At 66.7% G+C, this 18,096-nt stretch carries 15 protein-coding genes; 12 read left to right on the forward strand and 3 right to left on the reverse strand.

Annotated elements, in window-relative coordinates; genetic code table 11:
• Positions 1 to 432: 432 nt before the first annotated feature.
• Both LL964_RS17075 and acs read right to left on the reverse strand, forming a co-directional pair.
• On the reverse strand, positions 433 to 1,101 hold the full coding sequence (locus tag LL964_RS17075) for a response regulator transcription factor (protein ID WP_104588374.1): 669 nt from the start codon (positions 1,099 to 1,101) through the stop codon (positions 433 to 435).
• A gap of 259 nt (positions 1,102 to 1,360) precedes the next feature.
• On the reverse strand, positions 1,361 to 3,304 hold the full coding sequence (acs, locus tag LL964_RS17080) for an acetate--CoA ligase (protein WP_104588373.1): 1,944 nt from the start codon (positions 3,302 to 3,304) through the stop codon (positions 1,361 to 1,363).
• 295 nt (positions 3,305 to 3,599) lie between these two features.
• On the opposite strand from acs, the gene LL964_RS17085 reads away from it, so the two are divergent.
• From LL964_RS17085 to LL964_RS17125, 9 genes are all read left to right on the forward strand, one after another.
• Entirely contained in the window at positions 3,600 to 4,991 is a 1,392-nt protein-coding gene (locus tag LL964_RS17085; protein ID WP_167395404.1) for a DcaP family trimeric outer membrane transporter, read from the forward strand.
• A 72-nt stretch (positions 4,992 to 5,063) separates the two neighbouring features.
• The gene (locus LL964_RS17090) at positions 5,064 to 5,381 is read left to right on the forward strand and encodes a DUF485 domain-containing protein (RefSeq protein ID WP_104588372.1); all 318 of its coding nucleotides are present in this window, start codon (positions 5,064 to 5,066) and stop codon (positions 5,379 to 5,381) included.
• Entirely contained in the window at positions 5,378 to 7,102 is a 1,725-nt protein-coding gene (locus tag LL964_RS17095) for a cation acetate symporter (protein ID WP_104588371.1), read from the forward strand. The genes LL964_RS17090 and LL964_RS17095 overlap by 4 nt, the downstream gene beginning before the upstream one ends.
• A gap of 372 nt (positions 7,103 to 7,474) precedes the next feature.
• On the forward strand, positions 7,475 to 8,332 hold the full coding sequence (locus tag LL964_RS17100; RefSeq protein WP_104588370.1) for an ankyrin repeat domain-containing protein: 858 nt from the start codon (positions 7,475 to 7,477) through the stop codon (positions 8,330 to 8,332).
• A gap of 176 nt (positions 8,333 to 8,508) precedes the next feature.
• Entirely contained in the window at positions 8,509 to 9,360 is an 852-nt protein-coding gene (locus LL964_RS17105) for an ankyrin repeat domain-containing protein (RefSeq protein ID WP_104588369.1), read from the forward strand.
• Between the two features lie 144 nt (positions 9,361 to 9,504).
• Positions 9,505 to 11,697 (forward strand): Tle-like phospholipase domain-containing protein, encoded by a 2,193-nt coding sequence (locus LL964_RS17110; protein WP_104588368.1) that lies wholly within the window; start codon positions 9,505 to 9,507, stop codon positions 11,695 to 11,697.
• Between the two features lie 37 nt (positions 11,698 to 11,734).
• Entirely contained in the window at positions 11,735 to 12,295 is a 561-nt protein-coding gene (locus LL964_RS17115; RefSeq protein ID WP_104588452.1) for a hypothetical protein, read from the forward strand.
• 78 nt (positions 12,296 to 12,373) lie between these two features.
• Complete coding sequence (gene xth / locus LL964_RS17120) at positions 12,374 to 13,153, forward strand: exodeoxyribonuclease III (protein WP_104588367.1); 780 nt, start codon at positions 12,374 to 12,376, stop codon at positions 13,151 to 13,153.
• Positions 13,150 to 13,587, forward strand: a complete 438-nt coding sequence (locus LL964_RS17125; RefSeq protein WP_104588366.1) for a GFA family protein — start codon at positions 13,150 to 13,152, stop codon at positions 13,585 to 13,587. Before xth ends, LL964_RS17125 begins: the two co-directional genes overlap by 4 nt.
• Before the next feature lie 69 nt (positions 13,588 to 13,656).
• On the opposite strand, the gene LL964_RS17130 is transcribed toward LL964_RS17125, so the two are convergent.
• Positions 13,657 to 13,908 carry a GlsB/YeaQ/YmgE family stress response membrane protein gene (locus LL964_RS17130; protein ID WP_104542436.1) on the reverse strand — a complete coding sequence of 84 codons (252 nt, stop codon included), beginning with the start codon at positions 13,906 to 13,908 and terminating at the stop codon, positions 13,657 to 13,659.
• Between the two features lie 123 nt (positions 13,909 to 14,031).
• Here LL964_RS17130 and LL964_RS17135 point away from each other — a divergent pair, with 123 nt between their 5' ends.
• From LL964_RS17135 to LL964_RS17145, 3 genes are all read left to right on the forward strand, one after another.
• Positions 14,032 to 14,628: a 4'-phosphopantetheinyl transferase family protein gene (locus LL964_RS17135; protein ID WP_104588451.1), complete on the forward strand. Its 597-nt coding sequence runs from the start codon at positions 14,032 to 14,034 to the stop codon at positions 14,626 to 14,628.
• Positions 14,629 to 14,730: 102 nt separating this feature from the next.
• Positions 14,731 to 15,369, forward strand: coding sequence for a 16S rRNA (guanine(527)-N(7))-methyltransferase RsmG (rsmG, locus tag LL964_RS17140; RefSeq protein WP_104588365.1), 639 nt, complete (start codon positions 14,731 to 14,733; stop codon positions 15,367 to 15,369).
• A gap of 772 nt (positions 15,370 to 16,141) precedes the next feature.
• Complete coding sequence (locus tag LL964_RS17145; protein WP_104588450.1) at positions 16,142 to 17,956, forward strand: DUF885 domain-containing protein; 1,815 nt, start codon at positions 16,142 to 16,144, stop codon at positions 17,954 to 17,956.
• Positions 17,957 to 18,096 lie beyond the last annotated feature (140 nt).

The raw sequence follows: 18,096 nt of genomic DNA on the forward strand, positions 1-18,096 counted from the left end.
AGCGCGTTTGCGCAGGAGCGGTGCTGGCAGGGGTGCTGGTACCCACGGGTCGATCAGACGGTCGCGTCCGGGGTTGGGTAGCTGGAGGGTTCGTTGGGTTTGACCAGCCGGCGCCCCCATCCGCCCTTCGGGCACCTTCCCCCGCAGGCGGGGGAAGGGAGTGGGCCTGGCGCTGCAGCAGTGCTGATAACCATCGCCTTCTCCCGCATGCGGGAGAAGGTGGCGCGCAGCGCCGGATGAGGGGCGCTGGTGCTGTGCGAGTCTTGCCTGCGGGAATGTTGCGAGACGGCTGCCCCCCATCCGCCCTTCGGGCACCTTCCCCCGCGGGCGGGGGAAGGGAGGTGTTGGCCTGGCGCTGCAGCAGTGCTGGTAACCATCGCCTTCTCCCGCACGCGGGGAAGGGAACTAGTGGGGCAAACGCAGCGGCGCAGCTTACTCTTCGTCAGGCGGCGGCAGGACGATGCCGTCGGCGTCGATGGCGAGCTTGCCGGCCATCAGGACCGCCTGGGTGCGGTTGGTCACGCCGAGCTTGCGCAGGATCGCGGTGACATGCGCCTTGATGGTGGCTTCTGACACGCCCAGGTCGTAGGCGATCTGCTTGTTCAGGCGGCCGGCGCCCAGCATCTGCAGCACGCGGAACTGCTGTGGCGTGAGGTCCCGCAGGCGCTGGCCGACCTCGCGTTCCTCGCTATCGGTGGGCGGCAGTTTCTGCGCTTCGGCCGGAATCCAGCGCTCGCCATCGAGCACCGTGGCCAGGGCGCGGCCGATGGTGTCCGAGTCGGCGGACTTGGGAATGAAGCCGAATGCGCCGTGGTCGATCGCCCGACGCATCACCGTGGGCTCCTCGCGCGCCGACACCACCACCACCGGCAGCTGCGGGTGCAGCGAGCGCATATGCACCAGCGCACTGAAGCCCTGCGCACCCGGCATGTTGAGATCCATCAGCAACAGGTCTGCATCCGGCTGCGCATCGGCCAGCGTGTACAAGGCATCCACGTTGTCCGCCTCGAACAGCTCCACCCCCGGCATCACGCGCTGCACCGCCCCGCGCAAGGCTTCGCGGAACAGGGGGTGGTCGTCGGCAATCAGCAGGGTGGTCATGGTGGGGCCGGGAGTGGGGATTTGGGATTGGTAAAAGCGCGGGATTCGGGATTCGGATGTTGGGATTCGCAAGAGCAGGGATTTCGAAGAGCGCATCGCGATTGCCGATGCAAGAGACCGTCTCTCTCTGCATCGCACTCAACACTGCATGGACAGGGAGAGAGATGATTGGGCAATGGGAACCCGCTTCTGCGAATTCCCAATCCCAAATCACCAATCCCCGCTCCTCAGCGAATCCCCAATCCCGAATCCCCGCCTCTCAGCGCGCCAGCCGCTCGTTGACCAGCGAATCCACCACCGACGGATCGGCCAGCGTGGAGGTGTCGCCCAGCTGGTCCGGTGCGTTCTCGGCGATCTTGCGCAGGATGCGGCGCATGATCTTGCCCGAGCGGGTCTTGGGCAGGCCTGGCGCCCACTGCAGATGATCGGGCGAGGCGATCGGGCCGATCTCCTTGCGCACCCAGCCCACCAGCTCCTTGTGCAGCTCGTCGCTGGGATTCTCGCCGGCGATCAGGGTCACGTAGGCATAGATGCCCTGGCCCTTGACGTCATGCGGGAAGCCCACCACCGCCGCTTCGGCCACCTTGGGGTGCGAGACCAGCGCGCTTTCCACCTCGGCGGTGCCGATGCGGTGGCCGGAGACGTTGATCACGTCGTCCACGCGGCCGGTGATCCAGTAATAGCCATCGGCATCGCGGCGGCAGCCGTCGCCGGTGAAGTAGCTGCCCGGATAGGTGCGGAAGTAGGTGTCGATGAAGCGCTGGTGGTCGCCATAGACGCTGCGCATCTGGCCCGGCCACGAGTCCAGCAGCACCAGATTGCCTTCGGTGGCGCCTTCCAGGATCTTGCCTTCGGCATCCACCAGCGCCGGCTGCACGCCGAAGAACGGCAGCGTCGCCGAGCCCGGCTTGAGGTCCACCGCGCCGGCCAGCGGCGAGATCAGGATGCCGCCGGTTTCGGTCTGCCACCAGGTATCCACGATCGGGCAGCGGCTGTCGCCGACCACCTCGTAGTACCAGCGCCAAGCCTCCGGATTGATCGGTTCGCCCACGCTGCCGAGCAGGCGCAGGCTCTTGCGCGAGGTCTTCTTGACCGGCGCCTCGCCGTCGCGCATCAGCGCGCGGATGGCGGTGGGCGCGGTGTAGAACAGGGTGACCTGGTGCTTGTCGATCACCTCCCAGAAGCGCGACACGCTGGGGTAGTTGGGCACGCCTTCGAACATCAGCGCGGTGGCGCCATTGGCGAGCGGGCCGTAGACGATGTAGCTGTGGCCGGTGACCCAGCCCACGTCGGCGGTGCACCAGTAGATGTCGTCCTCGCGCAGGTCGAACACCACCTCATGGGTATAGCTGGCGAACAGCAGGTAGCCGGCGGTGGTGTGCAGCACGCCCTTGGGCTTGCCGGTGGAGCCGGAGGTGTACAGGATGAACAACGGGTCTTCGGCGTTCATGCGCTCGGGTTCGCACTCGGCCGGCTGGCCGTCGACCACGTCGTGGAACCAGCGGTCGCGCGGGGCCTGCATCTCCACCGCGCCACCGGTGTGGCGTACCACCAGCACGGTTTCGACGGTGTTCGTGCCGGGAATCTTCAGCGCTGCGTCGACATTGGCCTTGAGCGGAATCTTCTTGCCACCACGCAGGCCTTCGTCGGCGGTGATGATCAGCTTGCTCTGGCAGTCGATCACGCGGTCGGCGATGGAGTTGGCGGCAAAGCCGCCGAACACCACCGAATGCACCGCGCCGATACGCGCGCAGGCCAGCATGGCCACGGCTGCGTCGACGATCATCGGCAGATAGATGGTGACCCGGTCGCCCTTCTTGACGCCCAGGTTGCGCAATGCGTTGCCGAGCTTGCACACGCGCTCGTACAGCTCGCGATAGGTCACGGGGTAGGAGGCCGCATCCGGGCTGTCCGGTTCGAACAGCAGCGCGGTCTTGTCGCCGCGCGTGGCCAGTTGGCGGTCCAGGCAGTTGACGCTGGCGTTGAGCTCGCCATCGCCGAACCAGCGGATGCGGAAGTCGTCCAGCGCGTAGCTGACGTCCTTGACCTGGGTGGGTTGCTTGAACCAGTCCAGCCGCTGCGCGGCCTTGCCCCAGAACTGTTCCGGGTGCTCGATCGATTCGCGGTACAGCGCGGCGTACTGCTCGCGCGTGACGCGCGCATCGGCAGCGAACGCGGGATCGACGGGGTACACATCAGCCATGGCAACCTCACTTGCGATAAGCGTGTCGGGAGAGGGCCAAGCCGCTGCCCTCGGTAGGCAATCAGTGTGCCGTATCCATTCTGTCCCGGCGGTCAACGTCGCCTTAGACCATGGTCGTAACCCGGCAAGTGCGCCAGCGCACACCCATTGCGGGCGCTGGAGCAGGCATCGCGCAGCGGCTGGAATGCTGCGTTGCAGCTACGACCAAAGGCGAATAGGCTGCAAACCGCGGACTGCCTCACGCTCCGCACAGCATCGCCATCAAGCGCGAGGCCTTCACCGGGGAGAGGGGTCCATGAAACACCGTACTGCACCGCTGGTGCGTCATCCGCTGGCTACCGCGTTGCTGGTTGCCAGTTTCCTGCCGGGGGTCGCGTTCGCGCAGACGGCAAAGGAAAAGGCACTGGAAGCGCGCATCGCCGAGCTGGAGCGTCAGGTCCAGCTGCTGGTCACCGCGCAGCAACAACAGCAGGGCCAGATCGCCCAGACGCAGAGCCAGGTCACCGAAGTGCGCACCTTGCAGGCGCAGACGCCGGCAGCGGCGCCCGCACCTGCGGTCCCGGCCGGCAAGCGGCCGATCCAGGTCACCAGCATCACACCGAACGCAGCGGCGGGGACAACGTTCCGTTACGGTGGTTTCATCAAGGCCGACTTCATGACCACCCGCACCAGCGATGGCGCATTGCCCGAAGGCGCGGTGGGACGTTACCTGTACATTCCGACCCAGACGCCTGTCGGGGGGCAGGCGTCGAGCACCGACACCGACTTCCACGCCAAGTTCTCGCGCTTCAATCTGGGCGTGGACACGGTCACCGAGAACGGCGACAAGCTCACCGGCTTCATCGAACTGGATTTCTTCGGCAACGCGCTGGCCAACCAGGTCAACAACCTGTACGGCGGCACCTTACGGCATGCGTACATGAGCTGGAACAACTGGCTGGCCGGCCAGACCTGGTCCAACTTCATCGATGCCACCATCCTGCCGGAGGCGGCCGATATCGTCGGGCCGACCGACGGCGCGTTGTTCAGCCGTCAGAACCAGATCCGCTACACACGCGGCGCCTTCAGCGTCTCGGCCGAGAATCCGGAAACCCTCACCACCCCCTACCAGGGCGGCAACACGATCCTGGCCGCCGACCACGGCGCGATGCCGGACCTGACCGCGCGCTACAACTGGAAGGGCACCTGGGGCACCTTCGGCCTGTCGGCGATCGCACGGCAATACCGCACCCGCAGCGCGCTGAGCAACGACACCGCGTTCGGCGGCGCCATTGCCGGTGGTGGGCGCTGGATCATCAATTCCAGCAACGACCTGCGCTACCAGCTGGCCTACGGCGAAGGCCTGGGCCGCTACCTCGGCCTGGGCAACGGCTCGGACGTGGAGCTGGACGTGGACGGCAACATCCACGCCGTCGGAACCTGGGCCGGCTGGCTGGCCTGGCGCCACGACTACAGCCCCAAGCTGCGCAGCACCATCATGTATTCGCGCGTGGACTACGACCACAGCCTGGCCAACACCGGCGGGCTTGCGAGCAAGTCGCAGCAGAGCGTGCGTGCCAACGTGTTCTATTCGCCGCTGCCCAAGGTGGACGTGGGCGCGGAGCTGATGTTCGGCCGTCGCGACGCCGAGAACGGCGATAGCGGCGACATCTCGCGCCTGCAGTTCACCACCAAGTACAGCTTCTGAGTTTCACCCATCGGGTGCCCCTGCCACTGCGGTGGTGGGGGCGGTACCGCCCTTGCAGCACTGGAGACCGACATGACCGTCTCGAATGACGCCTTGATCGCCAAGATCGATGCCAATCCGAAGTACCACGCACTCAAGCGCCAGCGCAACACGCTGGGCTGGACCCTCACCGTGCTGATGTTGCTGGCCTATTACGGCTACATCGGGTTGATCGCCTTCGACAAGGCCTTCCTGGCCAGGCCGATCGGCGATGGCGTGACCACGATCGGCATTCCGATCGCGATCGGGGTGATGGTGTTCACCATCGCCATCACTGCCGTCTACGTGCGCCGCGCCAACAACACCTACGACCAGCTGACCGCGCAGATCCTGGAGGACGCCCGCAAATGAGCAAATACTCGCGTCTTCTGCTGATCCTGGCCGGCCTGCTGCCGGCAGGCATGGCGCTGGCGGCCGGCGATATCGGCCAGGCCGACAAGCAGCCCACCAACTGGGTGGCGATCGCCATGTTCGGTTTCTTCGTGCTGGGCACCCTGTGGATCACCAAGTGGGCGGCCAAGAAGACCCGCTCGGCGTCGGACTTCTACACTGCCGGCGGCGGCATCACCGGGTTCCAGAACGGCCTGGCCATTGCCGGTGACTACATGTCGGCGGCCTCGTTCCTGGGCATCACCGCAGCGGTGATGGCCAACGGCTACGACGGCCTGATCTATGCGATCGGCTTTCTGGTCGGCTGGCCCATCCTGACCTTCCTGATGGCCGAGCGGCTGCGCAACCTGGGCAAGTACACCTTTGCCGACGTGGCCGGCTACCGCTTCGCGCCGACCGCCATCCGCAGCTTCGCCGCTTCCGGCACGCTGGTGGTGGTGCTGTTCTACCTGATCGCGCAGATGGTCGGCGCCGGTGCGCTGATCAAGCTGCTGTTCGGTCTGGACTACTGGGTGGCGGTGACCCTGGTCGGCATCCTGATGATGGTCTATGTGCTGTTCGGCGGCATGACCGCCACCACCTGGGTGCAGATCATCAAGGCGGTGTTGCTGCTGACCGGCGTGACCTTCATGGCCGTGGCCATCATGTGGCATTTCAACTTCAGCTTCGAGGCGCTGTTCGCCGAGGGCGTGCGGGTGAAGACCGCGGTGGCGGCCAACGGCGGCGCTTCGCCGGAGGACGCGGCCAAGGCCGGCCTGTCGATCATGGGGCCGGGCGGTTTCGTCAAGGACCCGATCTCGGCGATCTCCTTCGGCATGGCGCTGATGTTCGGTACTGCCGGCCTGCCGCACATCCTGATGCGCTTCTTCACCGTTCCCGATGCCAAGCAGGCGCGCAAGTCGGTGCTGTGGGCCACCACCTGGATCGGTTACTTCTACATCCTGATCTTCATCATCGGCTTCGGTGCGATCGCGCTGGTGCTGACCAACCCGCAGTTCGCCGATGTCGCCACCGGCACCATCCACGGCGGCAAGGGTGCGGCCAACATGGCGGCGGTGCTGGTCGGCAATGCGGTGGGCGGCAACGTGTTCATGGGCTTCATCTCGGCGGTGGCCTTCGCCACCATCCTGGCGGTGGTCGCGGGCCTGACCCTGTCCGGCGCCTCGGCGGTGTCGCACGACCTGTACGCCACCGTGATCAAGAAGGGCAACCCGGCGCCGGGTTCGGAGCTGAGGGTGTCGCGCATCACCACCTTGATCCTGGGTGCGGTCGCCGTGCTGCTCGGCATCGTGTTCGAGAAGCAGAACGTGGCCTTCATGGTGTCGCTGGCGTTCGCCATCGCTGCCTCGGCCAACTTCCCGGTGCTGATCCTGTCGTTGCTGTGGAAGGACTGCACCACCCGCGGCGCGGTGATCGGCGGCTTCCTGGGCCTGATCTCCTCGCTGGTGCTCACGGTGCTGTCGCCGTCGGTCTGGGTGGACACACTGGGCAATGCGGCCGGTTCGGCGCCGTTCCCGTACACCTCGCCGGCGCTGTTCTCGGTGACGATCGGTTTTGTCGGCATCTGGCTGTTCTCGATCCTGGATCGCAGCCCGCAGGCGGCCAACGAACGCATCGCGTTCAAGGCCCAGCAGATCCGCGCAGAGACCGGCCTGGGTGCCAGCGGCGCATCCGGTCACTGAGCCAACGCGCTCATCACGTACGCAAAGCGCCGGCCCTGTGCCGGCGTTTTGCGTTGTGGCGGGCTGCGCACGCATCGGGCGACCGTCGGTGATGTCCATGGGTTGCGGCAAGTGCAACTCGAACCTTGCATCGCCCGGCGGCCTGGTCAGCCCCCTGGTGCGGAGGCCGGCGCCGGACAGTGGCCGCCGCCTTGCCCACGCGGGCAGAGCTGCGCTGTCTTTCTTGCGTGCGGGGCCTGCGCTATGCTGGTCATGTCAGTATCGCTTGCATCGCGCAGGCGCCGCCTGGCACCAGTGGCCGCACGTCCGTGCCACACGGGGTTCGGCTTGCAGTGTCCACCGCCTGGATTACGGCGCAACGGAGCGCGCTCGATGCCATCACGTCTTGCCCTGTGGATCTGCTGCCTGTGGCTGCTGGCGATCGCCGGCTGCTCGCCGGCAGCGCAATCGCGCTATGCGCTGGAGCGCCACTTCACCGACCCCAGGGCGCAGGCACTGGCGCTGGCGGCCGAGCAGGGCGATGCGGACACGATCCGCCGCCTGATGAAGGACGAGGGCGTGAATCCGGATCGCATCTTCTCCAAGGAAGGCCACCCGTTGCTGTTCTGGCCGATCTTCACCCATAACCCGGCCGGCCTGAAGGCGATGCTGGAGAATGGGGCAGATCCGAATGCAGGGCAGCTGCATCCCGCGCAGCACACCACGCGCTTCAAAGGACGATACAACGATCGGGCGATGGTCTGGGCAGCCGCGCAGGACGATCCAATCTATCTCCAACTGCTGCTGGAGCATGGTGGCGATCCGAACACCTACAACTCCAACGGCGAAACCTTGTTGTTTCACGCGCTGATCAAACAGAACAAGTGGCGCAACATTCTGTTGTTGGTCGAGCGCGGTGCTGATGTCAATGCACTGGCGGGCATGGGTGGAACGCTAATTGACAATTACGCAATCGGTGGTGCTTTCGAGCCGGTGTACTGGCTTTTAGAGCGCAATGCTGATCCATCGTTGGTGTACGAGGGGGGAGGGGCGGTACATCGAGTGGACTCCGGAACTATTGAGGCTGCCTTTTGGCATCCGGGAAATCCAGGCGATCCACAGTGGCAACGCCGATGCCAGCAATGGTTGCTAGCGCATGGATACAAGCGCCCCCCGATGCCGGATCACTACAGGCGCATGCGCAAGGCTTTCGGCTTTCCGTCGGAAGAGCAAGACATCCCGCTGCTTTGACGCCTCACGCAAGAACAGGAGTCTTCCAGTGAATGCACATCCACCTAGTTCGACGGGCATGTTTCGTTGTCGGCGATCTGCGTACTGCATCTCAGGTATGCACTGCAGCGCACTCGAGCCTGCACAGCTGGCTTACCATCCCTCACACGTATAGCGAACGCAACGGAGCGCGCTCGATGCCATCACGTCTTGCCCTGTGGATCTGCTGCCTGTGGCTGCTGGCGATCGCCGGCTGCTCGCCGGCAGCGCAATCGCGCTATGCGCTGGAGCGCCACTTCACCGACCCCAAGGCGCAGGCACTGGCGCTGGCGGCCGAGCAGGGCGATGTGGACACGATCCGCCGCCTGATGAAGGACGAGGGCGTGAATCCGGATCGCATCTTCTCCAAGGAAGGCCACCCGCTGCTGTTCTGGCCGATCTTCACCCATAACCCGGCCGGCCTGAAAGCGATGCTGGAGAACGGGGCAGATCCGAATGCCGCCCAACCCTATCCTCCGGAACCTGGAAGAAGCCAGACCAACGTCAGCAACGCGATGGTTTGGGCAGCCGAGCAGGACGATCCGGTCTATCTCAAGCTGCTGCTGGATCACGGTGGCGATCCGAATACACGCAACGCCAACAACGAGAGCTTGCTGTTCCATGCACTAATCAAGCAGAACAAATGGCGCAACATTCAGTTGTTGGTCGAGCGCGGTGCTGATGTCAATGCACTGGCGGGCATGGGTGGAACGCTAATTGACAATTACGCAATCGGTGGTGCTTTCGAGCCGGTGTACTGGCTTTTAGAGCGCAATGCTGATCCATCGTTGGTGTACGAGGGGGGAGGGGCGGTACATCGAGTGGACTCCGGAACCATTGAGGCTGCCTTTTGGCATCCTGGAGATCCAAGCAATCCACAATGGCAACGCCGATGCCAACAATGGTTGCTTGCGCATGGATACGAGCGCCCTCCTATGCCGGATCACTATAAACGAATGCGAAAGGCATTCGGATTCCCGTTGGAAGAGAAAGACATTCCGTTGCTTTGATCTCCATGCGCAAGGACAAACCGCATGCAAACACCCGACCAGCATAAGCAACGCGAGCAGCTACTGCAGGACTTGCGTGCTAGCAGCGCCGCTGAGGCAGGGTTGCGCGCCGCGGAGCTACAACAGCTATACCATGCGCATGAAATGGCGTCATTGGCTGACGACGTTTACGATGCAGCCAAAGGGTCTGGTCAAGCCCCCCACGGATGGCAACGCGGTAGCGAAGATCTAGATCAACTCCGTCGCGAGGTCCCCCAGCTCGGCGCTACGAACGACGAGAAGTTGAGAGAGCTTCTGCATCCACGCGAATCCGGTTTCCGAGCCGAAATCTATCTCCCAGACCCCGCAGTCCTCGGCCCAGGCTATAAACCCACCGTGGTCTACAAGGGGTCGGCAGGGGAGGTGATGACGGCGAACGGGCTGCGTGACACCACAGCCGAAGATTTCCTCGCCAACAATTTCCCTCAATCCGTCGGCATGCAAACCGATTACTACGACCGCGCCATGCGGTTGGCGTTGCGCCTGAAGGACGAGCGCGTGGATTTCGAACTGGCCGGGCATTCCCTCGGTGGCGGCATGGCGTCCGCCGCCTCGGCGGTGAGCGGCGCATCGGCGACCACCTTCAACGCCGCCGGTCTGCATCCGGCGACTGCACCGCGCTTTGCCAGCTCCACGCCCGGTGTGCAGCTCTACGACACCCACCACACCGTCGTCGCCTACCAGGTGCAGGGGGAGATGCTCAACGACGGTGTCCAGAACAACCTGCATACCCTGGATGCGGCGCAGCGGCGGCAGCTGGCGGCGGTGATGGGCGATACCGCGACCCTGCTGCGCACCTTGCCGGAGGGGCAGGCCCTGCTGGACCGGGCATTGACCCAGGACATGCCGGCCAATGCGCAGCCGGCGGTGCACGCCTTCGTGGACCGGCTGGCGCAGGGCGACACCACCCGCTTGCTACGCGAGCTGCCGCTGGCGGCCGGGCGCGTGGAGCCGGTGCTGGCGGCCAAGATGCCGGGTGCGGACGGGGCGCCGGTGGATCGCGCGCAGGCCCTGTCGCTGCAGGAAAGCCTGCAGCTGGCCGGCCCGGCGCTGAGCGTGCTGCGCGCCGGTGCGGCTGGCGCGCGACTGGGGCATGGCGCCGGCGAGTACGGCGCAGCGGTCGGGCGGGCCGGCGATGCGGTGCTGGACGCGGCGGGCGAGGGAGCGGCGCGCAGCTTGCACCTGGGTGGCGCCACCGTTGCCGGTAGTGGTGCAGTCGCTGGTGCGGCGCTGGAAACCTCGGGGGGCGCGCTGGGCCGTGCGCTGGCCGGTGGCCGCGCGGTGGCCGGCGAAGTGGATGCCAGCGCGCAGCGCCTGGCATTGCAGACGCGGGCGCAGGCGCAGCAGGCCGGCGCCGATGCACTGCGTACGGCGGCCGACTGGATGCCCGACAGCCTGCAGGCAGCCTTGCTCGATCGGGCCCGGGTGCTGGAACGGCAGGCCGAAACCGACCGCCAGCAGGCCCAGGCCCAGGCCGATCGGGTCCGCGAGCAGAGCGCGCAGCAGGCCGACGACCTGCTGCAGGCGAGCGCCGGCGCTGCCACCGCGGCCGCGCATCGGCTAAAGGCCGCCACCGCCTTGCCGCAGCAGGCACTGGATGGCGTGGCCCGGCGCCTGCACGCCACCCTGGACGCCAGCGGCGATGCGCTGGCCGGTTTTACCGCGCATGCGCCCAGCGCGGGCGCGCTGCAGGGAGCGGCGGTGTTCGCCGGGGCTGCCGCACAGATCCGCTTCACGCCCAGCAACCCGCTCAACCTGGCCAATGTCGGCCAGACGGGCATGTTGTCGTTGTATGGGCAGCGGTCCCTGCACGAGGCGTTCGAACGCCATCTGATGACCGAGACGGTGGTGCCCAGTCTGCAGGCGCGCATCGACGCGCAGGAGCAGCAGGCGCGCCAGGCGCTCGGCCAGGACCGCGTGCCGTCACACCAGTCCTCGCAGGGGCCTTCCGCGCTGCGGACCGGCGATCCGGATATCGACGCGATGCTGCAGGCGCTGCGCAACCACGACGAGGCCGCCGTGTTCAAGGCTGCCGGGAAGATCCGTCATTCGCCGGAAGGGCAGGCGCTGCTGCAGGAAGGCCAGCTCCTGCTGCAGCAGCGCGAGCAGGAAGCGATGACCAACCAGTTGGCCTGGACGCCGACCGACATGCAGCCGGCCGATCTGGAGATGGCGCACGGCCCGGTGCGGGTGATGAGCCTGATGCACCGCGGGCCGATGATGGCGGCCGCCGACGGCGGCGATGCCGGCGGGGGCGACGGCGGTGGTGGTGGAGGCGGCGGTGGGGGTGGCGGATGAACCCACAGGCAGGCGAAACCGAAAGCAGGAGAGGACGATGGACAAGGACGAGCTGAAGGAACTGGCCAGGGCGCTGGCGCTGATGGCCACCACGCTGGAGACGCGCGATCAGCGCCAGCAGGCTGCCATGGAGCGGCAGATGGCCGAGCTGCGCGGCATCGCCATGCGCAACGGCGAGCAGATCGAGCGCCTGGTCGGTGGCGCGGTACCGCGGCTGCAGCAGGCCTGGCAACAGGCGCTCGACAGCAGCCTGGCGCCTGCCTCGCGGCGCCTGGAGGCGACCGTCTCGCGGTCGGGCGCGGCGCTGGATGCGCTGGAAGTGGCGCACCAGGCGCTGCGCCAGCAGTGGTTGAGGCGCGCCTGGATCGCCAGCGCCGGCCTGATCGTTGCCGCGTTGCTGGCCTGCGCATGCACTGCCTACCTGCTCGGCCAGGCGCGCCAGGAGCTGGCCCGCTACCGGGTCGAGGCGCGGGTGCTGCGCGCGGTGGCCCTAAGCGATGTGGTGCTGTGTGGCGACCAGCTGTGCGCCAACGTGGACCTGCGCGGCGCGCGCAGCGGCGATCGCAAACAGTATCGGGCGGTACGGCCGCGGCCCTGAGCCACCCCTGCCGGACGCGTCCCCGGACCGATCGACGCAGCCACGGTACCATTGGTGGTTTGCGTTACGGCCCGCGCCATGAAAATCGCCTCCTGGAACGTCAACTCGCTCAACGTGCGCCTGCCGCACCTGCAACAGTGGCTCACCGACTTTTCGCCCGACGTGGTGGGGATCCAGGAAACCAAGCTGGAAGACCACAAGTTTCCGGATGCGGCGCTGGCCGCGCTCGGCTATCGCAGCGTGTTCTGCGGGCAGAAGACCTACAACGGCGTGGCGATCCTGTCGCGCTCGCCGGCGCTGGACGTGCAGATGGGCATCCCCGGCTTCGAGGACGCCCAGCAGCGCGTCATCGCCGCCACCGTCGACGGGGTGCGCATCGTCAATCTGTACGTGGTCAACGGCCAGGATGTGGACACCGAGAAGTACGCCTACAAGCTGCGCTGGCTGGAGGCGGTGCATGCCTGGCTGGAACAGGAACTGCGCGCGCATCCGCAACTGGTGGTGCTGGGCGACTTCAACATCGCGCCCGATGCGCGCGACGTGCATGCGCCGGAGATCTGGAACGACAACCATATCCTGACCTCCACCGCCGAGCGCGCCGCCCTGGGCAAGCTGCTGGCGCTGGGCTTGCACGATGCCTTCCGCCTGCACGAGCAGGGAGATGGCCACTTCAGCTGGTGGGATTACCGCCAGGCCGGATTCCGGCGCAACCTGGGGCTGCGGATCGATCTGACCCTGGTCTCGGACGCGCTGCGCGCACGCGCGGTCGAAGCGGGCATCGACCGCGTGCCGCGGACCTGGGAGCGCCCCAGCGATCACGCACCGGCCTGGGTGCGACTGGCGGAGGCCGGCGCATGAGCGAACGGCATCTGCGCCGCAGCACCCACAAGATCGGCGAGATCACGCTGGGGCCGGTGCATCGGTTGAGTTGCCACTGCGGTGCGGTGCAGATCGATCTGGAGTTGCCGCACGGCCTGCTCGATCCGCGCCGCTGCGACTGTTCGCTGTGCCGCCGGCGCGGCGCGGTGGTCGCCTCGGTCACCCTCGATGGCCTGCATGTACGGCAAGGCGAGGACGTGCTGCGTCTGTATCGGTTCAACACGCAGACCGCAGCGCACTACTTCTGTGGCGTGTGCGGCATCTATACCCACCACCGGCGCCGCTCCGATCCCAACGAATATGGCTACAACGTCGGCTGCCTGGAGGGCGTCAACCCGTATGCGCTGAGCATCGCCGTACCGGTGGAAGACGGCGTCAACCACCCGGCAGATCGCGCAGCGGTGCATGATTGAACGGCAGGGTGGAAACGGCAACGCCCGGGCAGGCCGGGCGTTGCGTTGGTCCTACGCGTCGGTGCCGGCTCAGCGCACGCGGCCGCGGGTGAACAGGTTGACGATGGCGAGCAGGATCACCGCACCCACCAGCGACCACACGAAGGTCCACAGCGTGATGGCCTGGTTGATGCCACCGCCGAACAGCCAGCCGGCAATCATCGCGCCGACGATACCGACCACCACGTTGAGAATGATGCCCTGCTGCGCATCGCGCCGCATGATGAGGCTGGCCAGCCAACCCACGATGCCGCCGACGATCAACCAGATGATGATGCCCATGCTGCTCTCCTCGTTCGTTCGCACCGGAAGCGATGCGTGGGCGTCATTGGACGTAGCCACCCGTGAAGCAGCTGTCGAGTGCGCTGGACGCAATCGCGGTGCAGTCGGTTTGGTGTGCGCCGCGTGACGGCGCAGGCGCAGTGGCAGCTGGGTCCGGTGCAGCTGTGGCTGCGGCCGCACCGGCATGGCGAGCGCGGTGAGCCGCAGGCGCGGCAATTGCTGGGCCAGGCGCTGGCGCTGGAACCGGCGCAGGTGCCGTTGCTGCGCGATGCGCGCGGCCGCCCGACCCTGCAGCCGGCCCTGCCTGGCTGGGACACCGGCTGGAGCCATAGTGGCGACCATCTGCTGGTGGGCCTGGGCCAGGGCGTGCGGCTGGGCGTGGACCTGGAACGCATCCGCCCGCGCCCGCGCCTGCTGGAGATCGCGCAGCGGTTCTTCCACGCCGATGAACTTGCCCTGCTGGGCAGGCAGGCGCCCGATGCGCAGCAGGCGCTGTTCTTCCGCCTGTGGTGCGCCAAGGAAGCCTTGCTCAAGGCGCACGGGCATGGCGTGTCGTTCGGTTTGCATCGGCTGGCGTATGCGCTGGCGCCGGATGGCGCCCTGCGCCTGCACTGGTGCGACCCCGCACTCGGCGAGGCGGCGCGTTGGCAACTGCACGAATGGCAGGCCGCGCCGGACTGCCGCGCGGCACTGGCGTTCTACCCGCACGCTACCGCGTGAGGCGTCGCGCCGTACGGCAGGAGCGGCTGACGGAACTGCGCAACGCTGCCCGGGGTGGCCGTCCCGGCTCCCTGCCTTCGTGTCACCTGCGATAATCGCGCCATGAACGATGCCGCACTCGCCCCCGATGTTTCCGCCGCGCTCGAGCGCGGCCTGCAGGCCCAATCCCTGGATGCGGCCTTCGCTGCGCCGTTGCTGCGCTATCTCGCGCTGCTGGTGCGTTGGAACAAGACCTACAACCTCACCGCCGTGCGCGATCCGCGCGAGATGGTCACCCGTCACCTGCTCGATTCGCTGGCCATGCAGCCTTACATCGCCAGCGGCACCCTGGCCGACCTGGGAACAGGCCCGGGCCTGCCCGGCATCCCGCTGGCCATCACCCGCCCACAGCTGCATGTGACCCTGGTGGAAAGCAACGGCAAGAAGGCGCGCTTCATGCGCGAGGCCCTGCGCCATCTGGACTTGCGCAACGCCCGCGTGGCCGAGTCGCGCGCCGAGGCGTTGGACGAGCCAGCCGCCTACGACCATCTCACCGCGCGCGCGCTGGATACCCTGGCCGGCATCATCGCTGTCGGCGGCCACCTGCTGCGTCCGGGCGGCAGCCTGTTGGCGATGAAGGGCGTGTACCCGCACGAGGAAATCGCCGCACTGCCCGTCGGATGGACGCTGGGCGAGGTGCATCCGCTGCAGGTACCTGGCCTGGACGGCGAGCGGCACCTGGTGATGGTGCGCAAGGCCTGAGCCCGGATCACGCCACTGGGTCGCCGCCGCCCCTCACCCCAACCCTCTCCCGCATGCGGGAAAGGGGGGCAAACACTGCTTCCGACAAGCCCACCAACTCCTTCCCCCGCTGGCGGGGGAAGGTGCCCGCAGGGCGGATGGGGGCAGCGCGCCCGACGGTCTCTGAAGCGGGTCGAAACTGCCAAAGCCCCCTCATCCGGCGCTGCGCGCCACCTTCTCCCGCAGGCGGGAGAAGGAACGGATGGGCGGGAGTAGATGCGAGAGCGGGAAAAGGGGGATGGGGCTCTCCCGCAGGCGGAGAGAGGCAAGCATTGCTCCCGAGCGTTCCCGACAAGCCCACCGACGCCTTCCCCCGCAGGCGGGAGAAGGAATGGATGGGCGGGAGTAGATGCGAGAGCGGGAAAAGGGGGATGGGGCTCTCCCGCAGGCGGAGAGAGGCAAGCATTGCTCCCGAGCGTTCTCGACAAGCCCCACCGACGCCTTCCCCCGCTTGCGGGGGAAGGAATGGGTGGGTGGGAGTAGATGCGAGAGCGGGAGAAGGGGGATGGGGGCTCTCCCGCAGGCGGAGAGGGGCAAGCATTGCTCCCGAGCGTTCCCGATGAGCCCACCACCTCCTTCCCCCGCTGGCGGGGGAAGGTGCCCGCAGGGCGGATGGGGGCAGCGCCGACACTCGCCATACCCGTGCGCCAGCCCGCGTTGGGACTTCCGGCCCATGGCAGCTCACGCTTGGGCTGCCATGATCGGACGTTCGCTCCAGATCAGGCTCCCGCACGTGAATTCTCCGCTCGCCACCGCCCTCGCGCTTGCCCTGCTGGGCACTTCGTTCGCCGCCAGCACCCAGGCTGCCACGCCGCAGGTTTCGGCCACGCCGAGCGCCGAAGCGCCTGCCGACGCGCGCTTCCGCGCGATCTACGAGAAAGAGTGGACATGGCGGCAGGCCGAGACCGGCCAGGCCGATGAAGACACCGACACCACCGGTAACAACACCCATCTGCCCGATGTCGGCCCGGTCGCGCAGCAGGCGCGTCTGGCTGTCTGGGACGGCGTGCTCAAGCAGCTCGACGGCATCGACCCTAAGCAGCTCTCGCCGGCCAACCAGATCAACTTCGCCATCTACCGCCCGCAGGTAGAGAACCTGGCCGCCGAAGTGCGCCTGCGCGCCTACGAGATGCCGTTCAATTCCGATAGTTCGTTCTGGTCCAACCTGGGCTTCATGGCGCAGCGGCCGATGAAGAGCGCGGCCGAGTACCGCGCCTATATCGCGCGTCTGAACGATGTGCCGCGTTACTTCGACCAGCAGATCGCCAACATGCGCAGCGGTCTGGCGCGCGGTTTCAGCGTGCCGCGCGCGGTGCTCGATGGGCGCGATGTCTCCATCGCCACCGTGGCCGAGGTCAAGGATCCCGCCGAGTCGACGTTCTATGCACCGTTCAAGCAATTGCCGGCGCAGATCCCCGCCGCCGAGCAAGCGCAACTGCGCGAACAAGCCAAGGCCGCGTTGCGCACCGCCGTGCTTCCGGCCTACGGCAAGCTGCTGAGCTTCTTCCGCAACGACTACATGCCCAAGGCACGCACCACCCTGGCGGCCGAAGCACTGCCCGACGGCACGGCGTTCTATCGCCAACAGATCCGCGAATACACCACGCTGGAACTGACGCCGGAACAGATCCACCAGATCGGCCTGGACGAAGTGGCGCGGATCCAGACGCAGATGAACGCCATCATCCAGCAGGTGGGTTTCAAGGGCACGTTTGCGCAGTTCCTGACATTCCTGCGCACCGATCCGCAGTTCTATGCCAAGACCCCGCAAGAGTTGCTCGATCGCGCCGCGTGGATTTCCAAGCGTGTGGACGGGCAAGTGGGCAGGTTCATCGGCACGCTGCCGCGCGGGCGCTTCACCATCAAGCCGGTGCCCGACGACATCGCCCCGTTCTGGACCGCTGGCCGCGGTGGCGCCACCACCTACTGGGTCAACACCTACGACCTGCCCTCGCGGCCGCTGTACAACCTGCCGGCGCTGACCTTGCACGAGTCCTCGCCCGGGCATTCGCTGCAGGGATCGCTGGCGCTGGAGCAGGGCGAGCAACCGGCCTTCCGGCGCGAGAACTACATCTCCGCCTACGGCGAAGGCTGGGCGCTGTATACCGAAAAGCTCGGTCAGGAGATGGGCATCTACGAAACACCGTACGAAGAATTCGGCCGGCTCACCTACGAGATGTGGCGCGCCTGCCGGCTGGTGATCGACACCGGCGTGCATCACGACGGCTGGAGCCGCGAACAGGCGCTGGCCTATCTGCGCGACCGCACCGCGCTCAGCGAGCACGAAGTCACTACCGAAGTGGACCGCTACATCTCCTGGCCCGGCCAGGCGCTGAGCTACAAGCTGGGTGAGATCAGCATCGTCAGGCTGCGCGCCGAGGCCGAGCAGGCATTGGGCGACCGTTTCGACATCAAGGCCTTCCACGACGTGGTGCTGCGCCAGGGCTCGGTGACGCTGCCGGTGCTGGAGCAGCAGGTGCGCGCCTTCATCGCCGAAAGCAAGGCGCGCCCGGCAGACACCAAGCCGGCCCGTCGTGCCGCGCCATGATGCAGGCTTGATGCCCGCTGGGCCGACCCGCCTGGCGGCTGCGCAGTCGTTTTGTTAGCCGCTCTTAGAGGGTGTTTACATAATCAAGTTACTAACCGGCGAAGCAGCAACCTCGCTTCGGTCAACCAGACCCACGCTTC

The organism is Xanthomonas melonis (assembly GCF_020783655.1).
In the GTDB taxonomy this organism is placed as follows: Bacteria; Pseudomonadota; Gammaproteobacteria; order Xanthomonadales; family Xanthomonadaceae; genus Xanthomonas; species Xanthomonas melonis.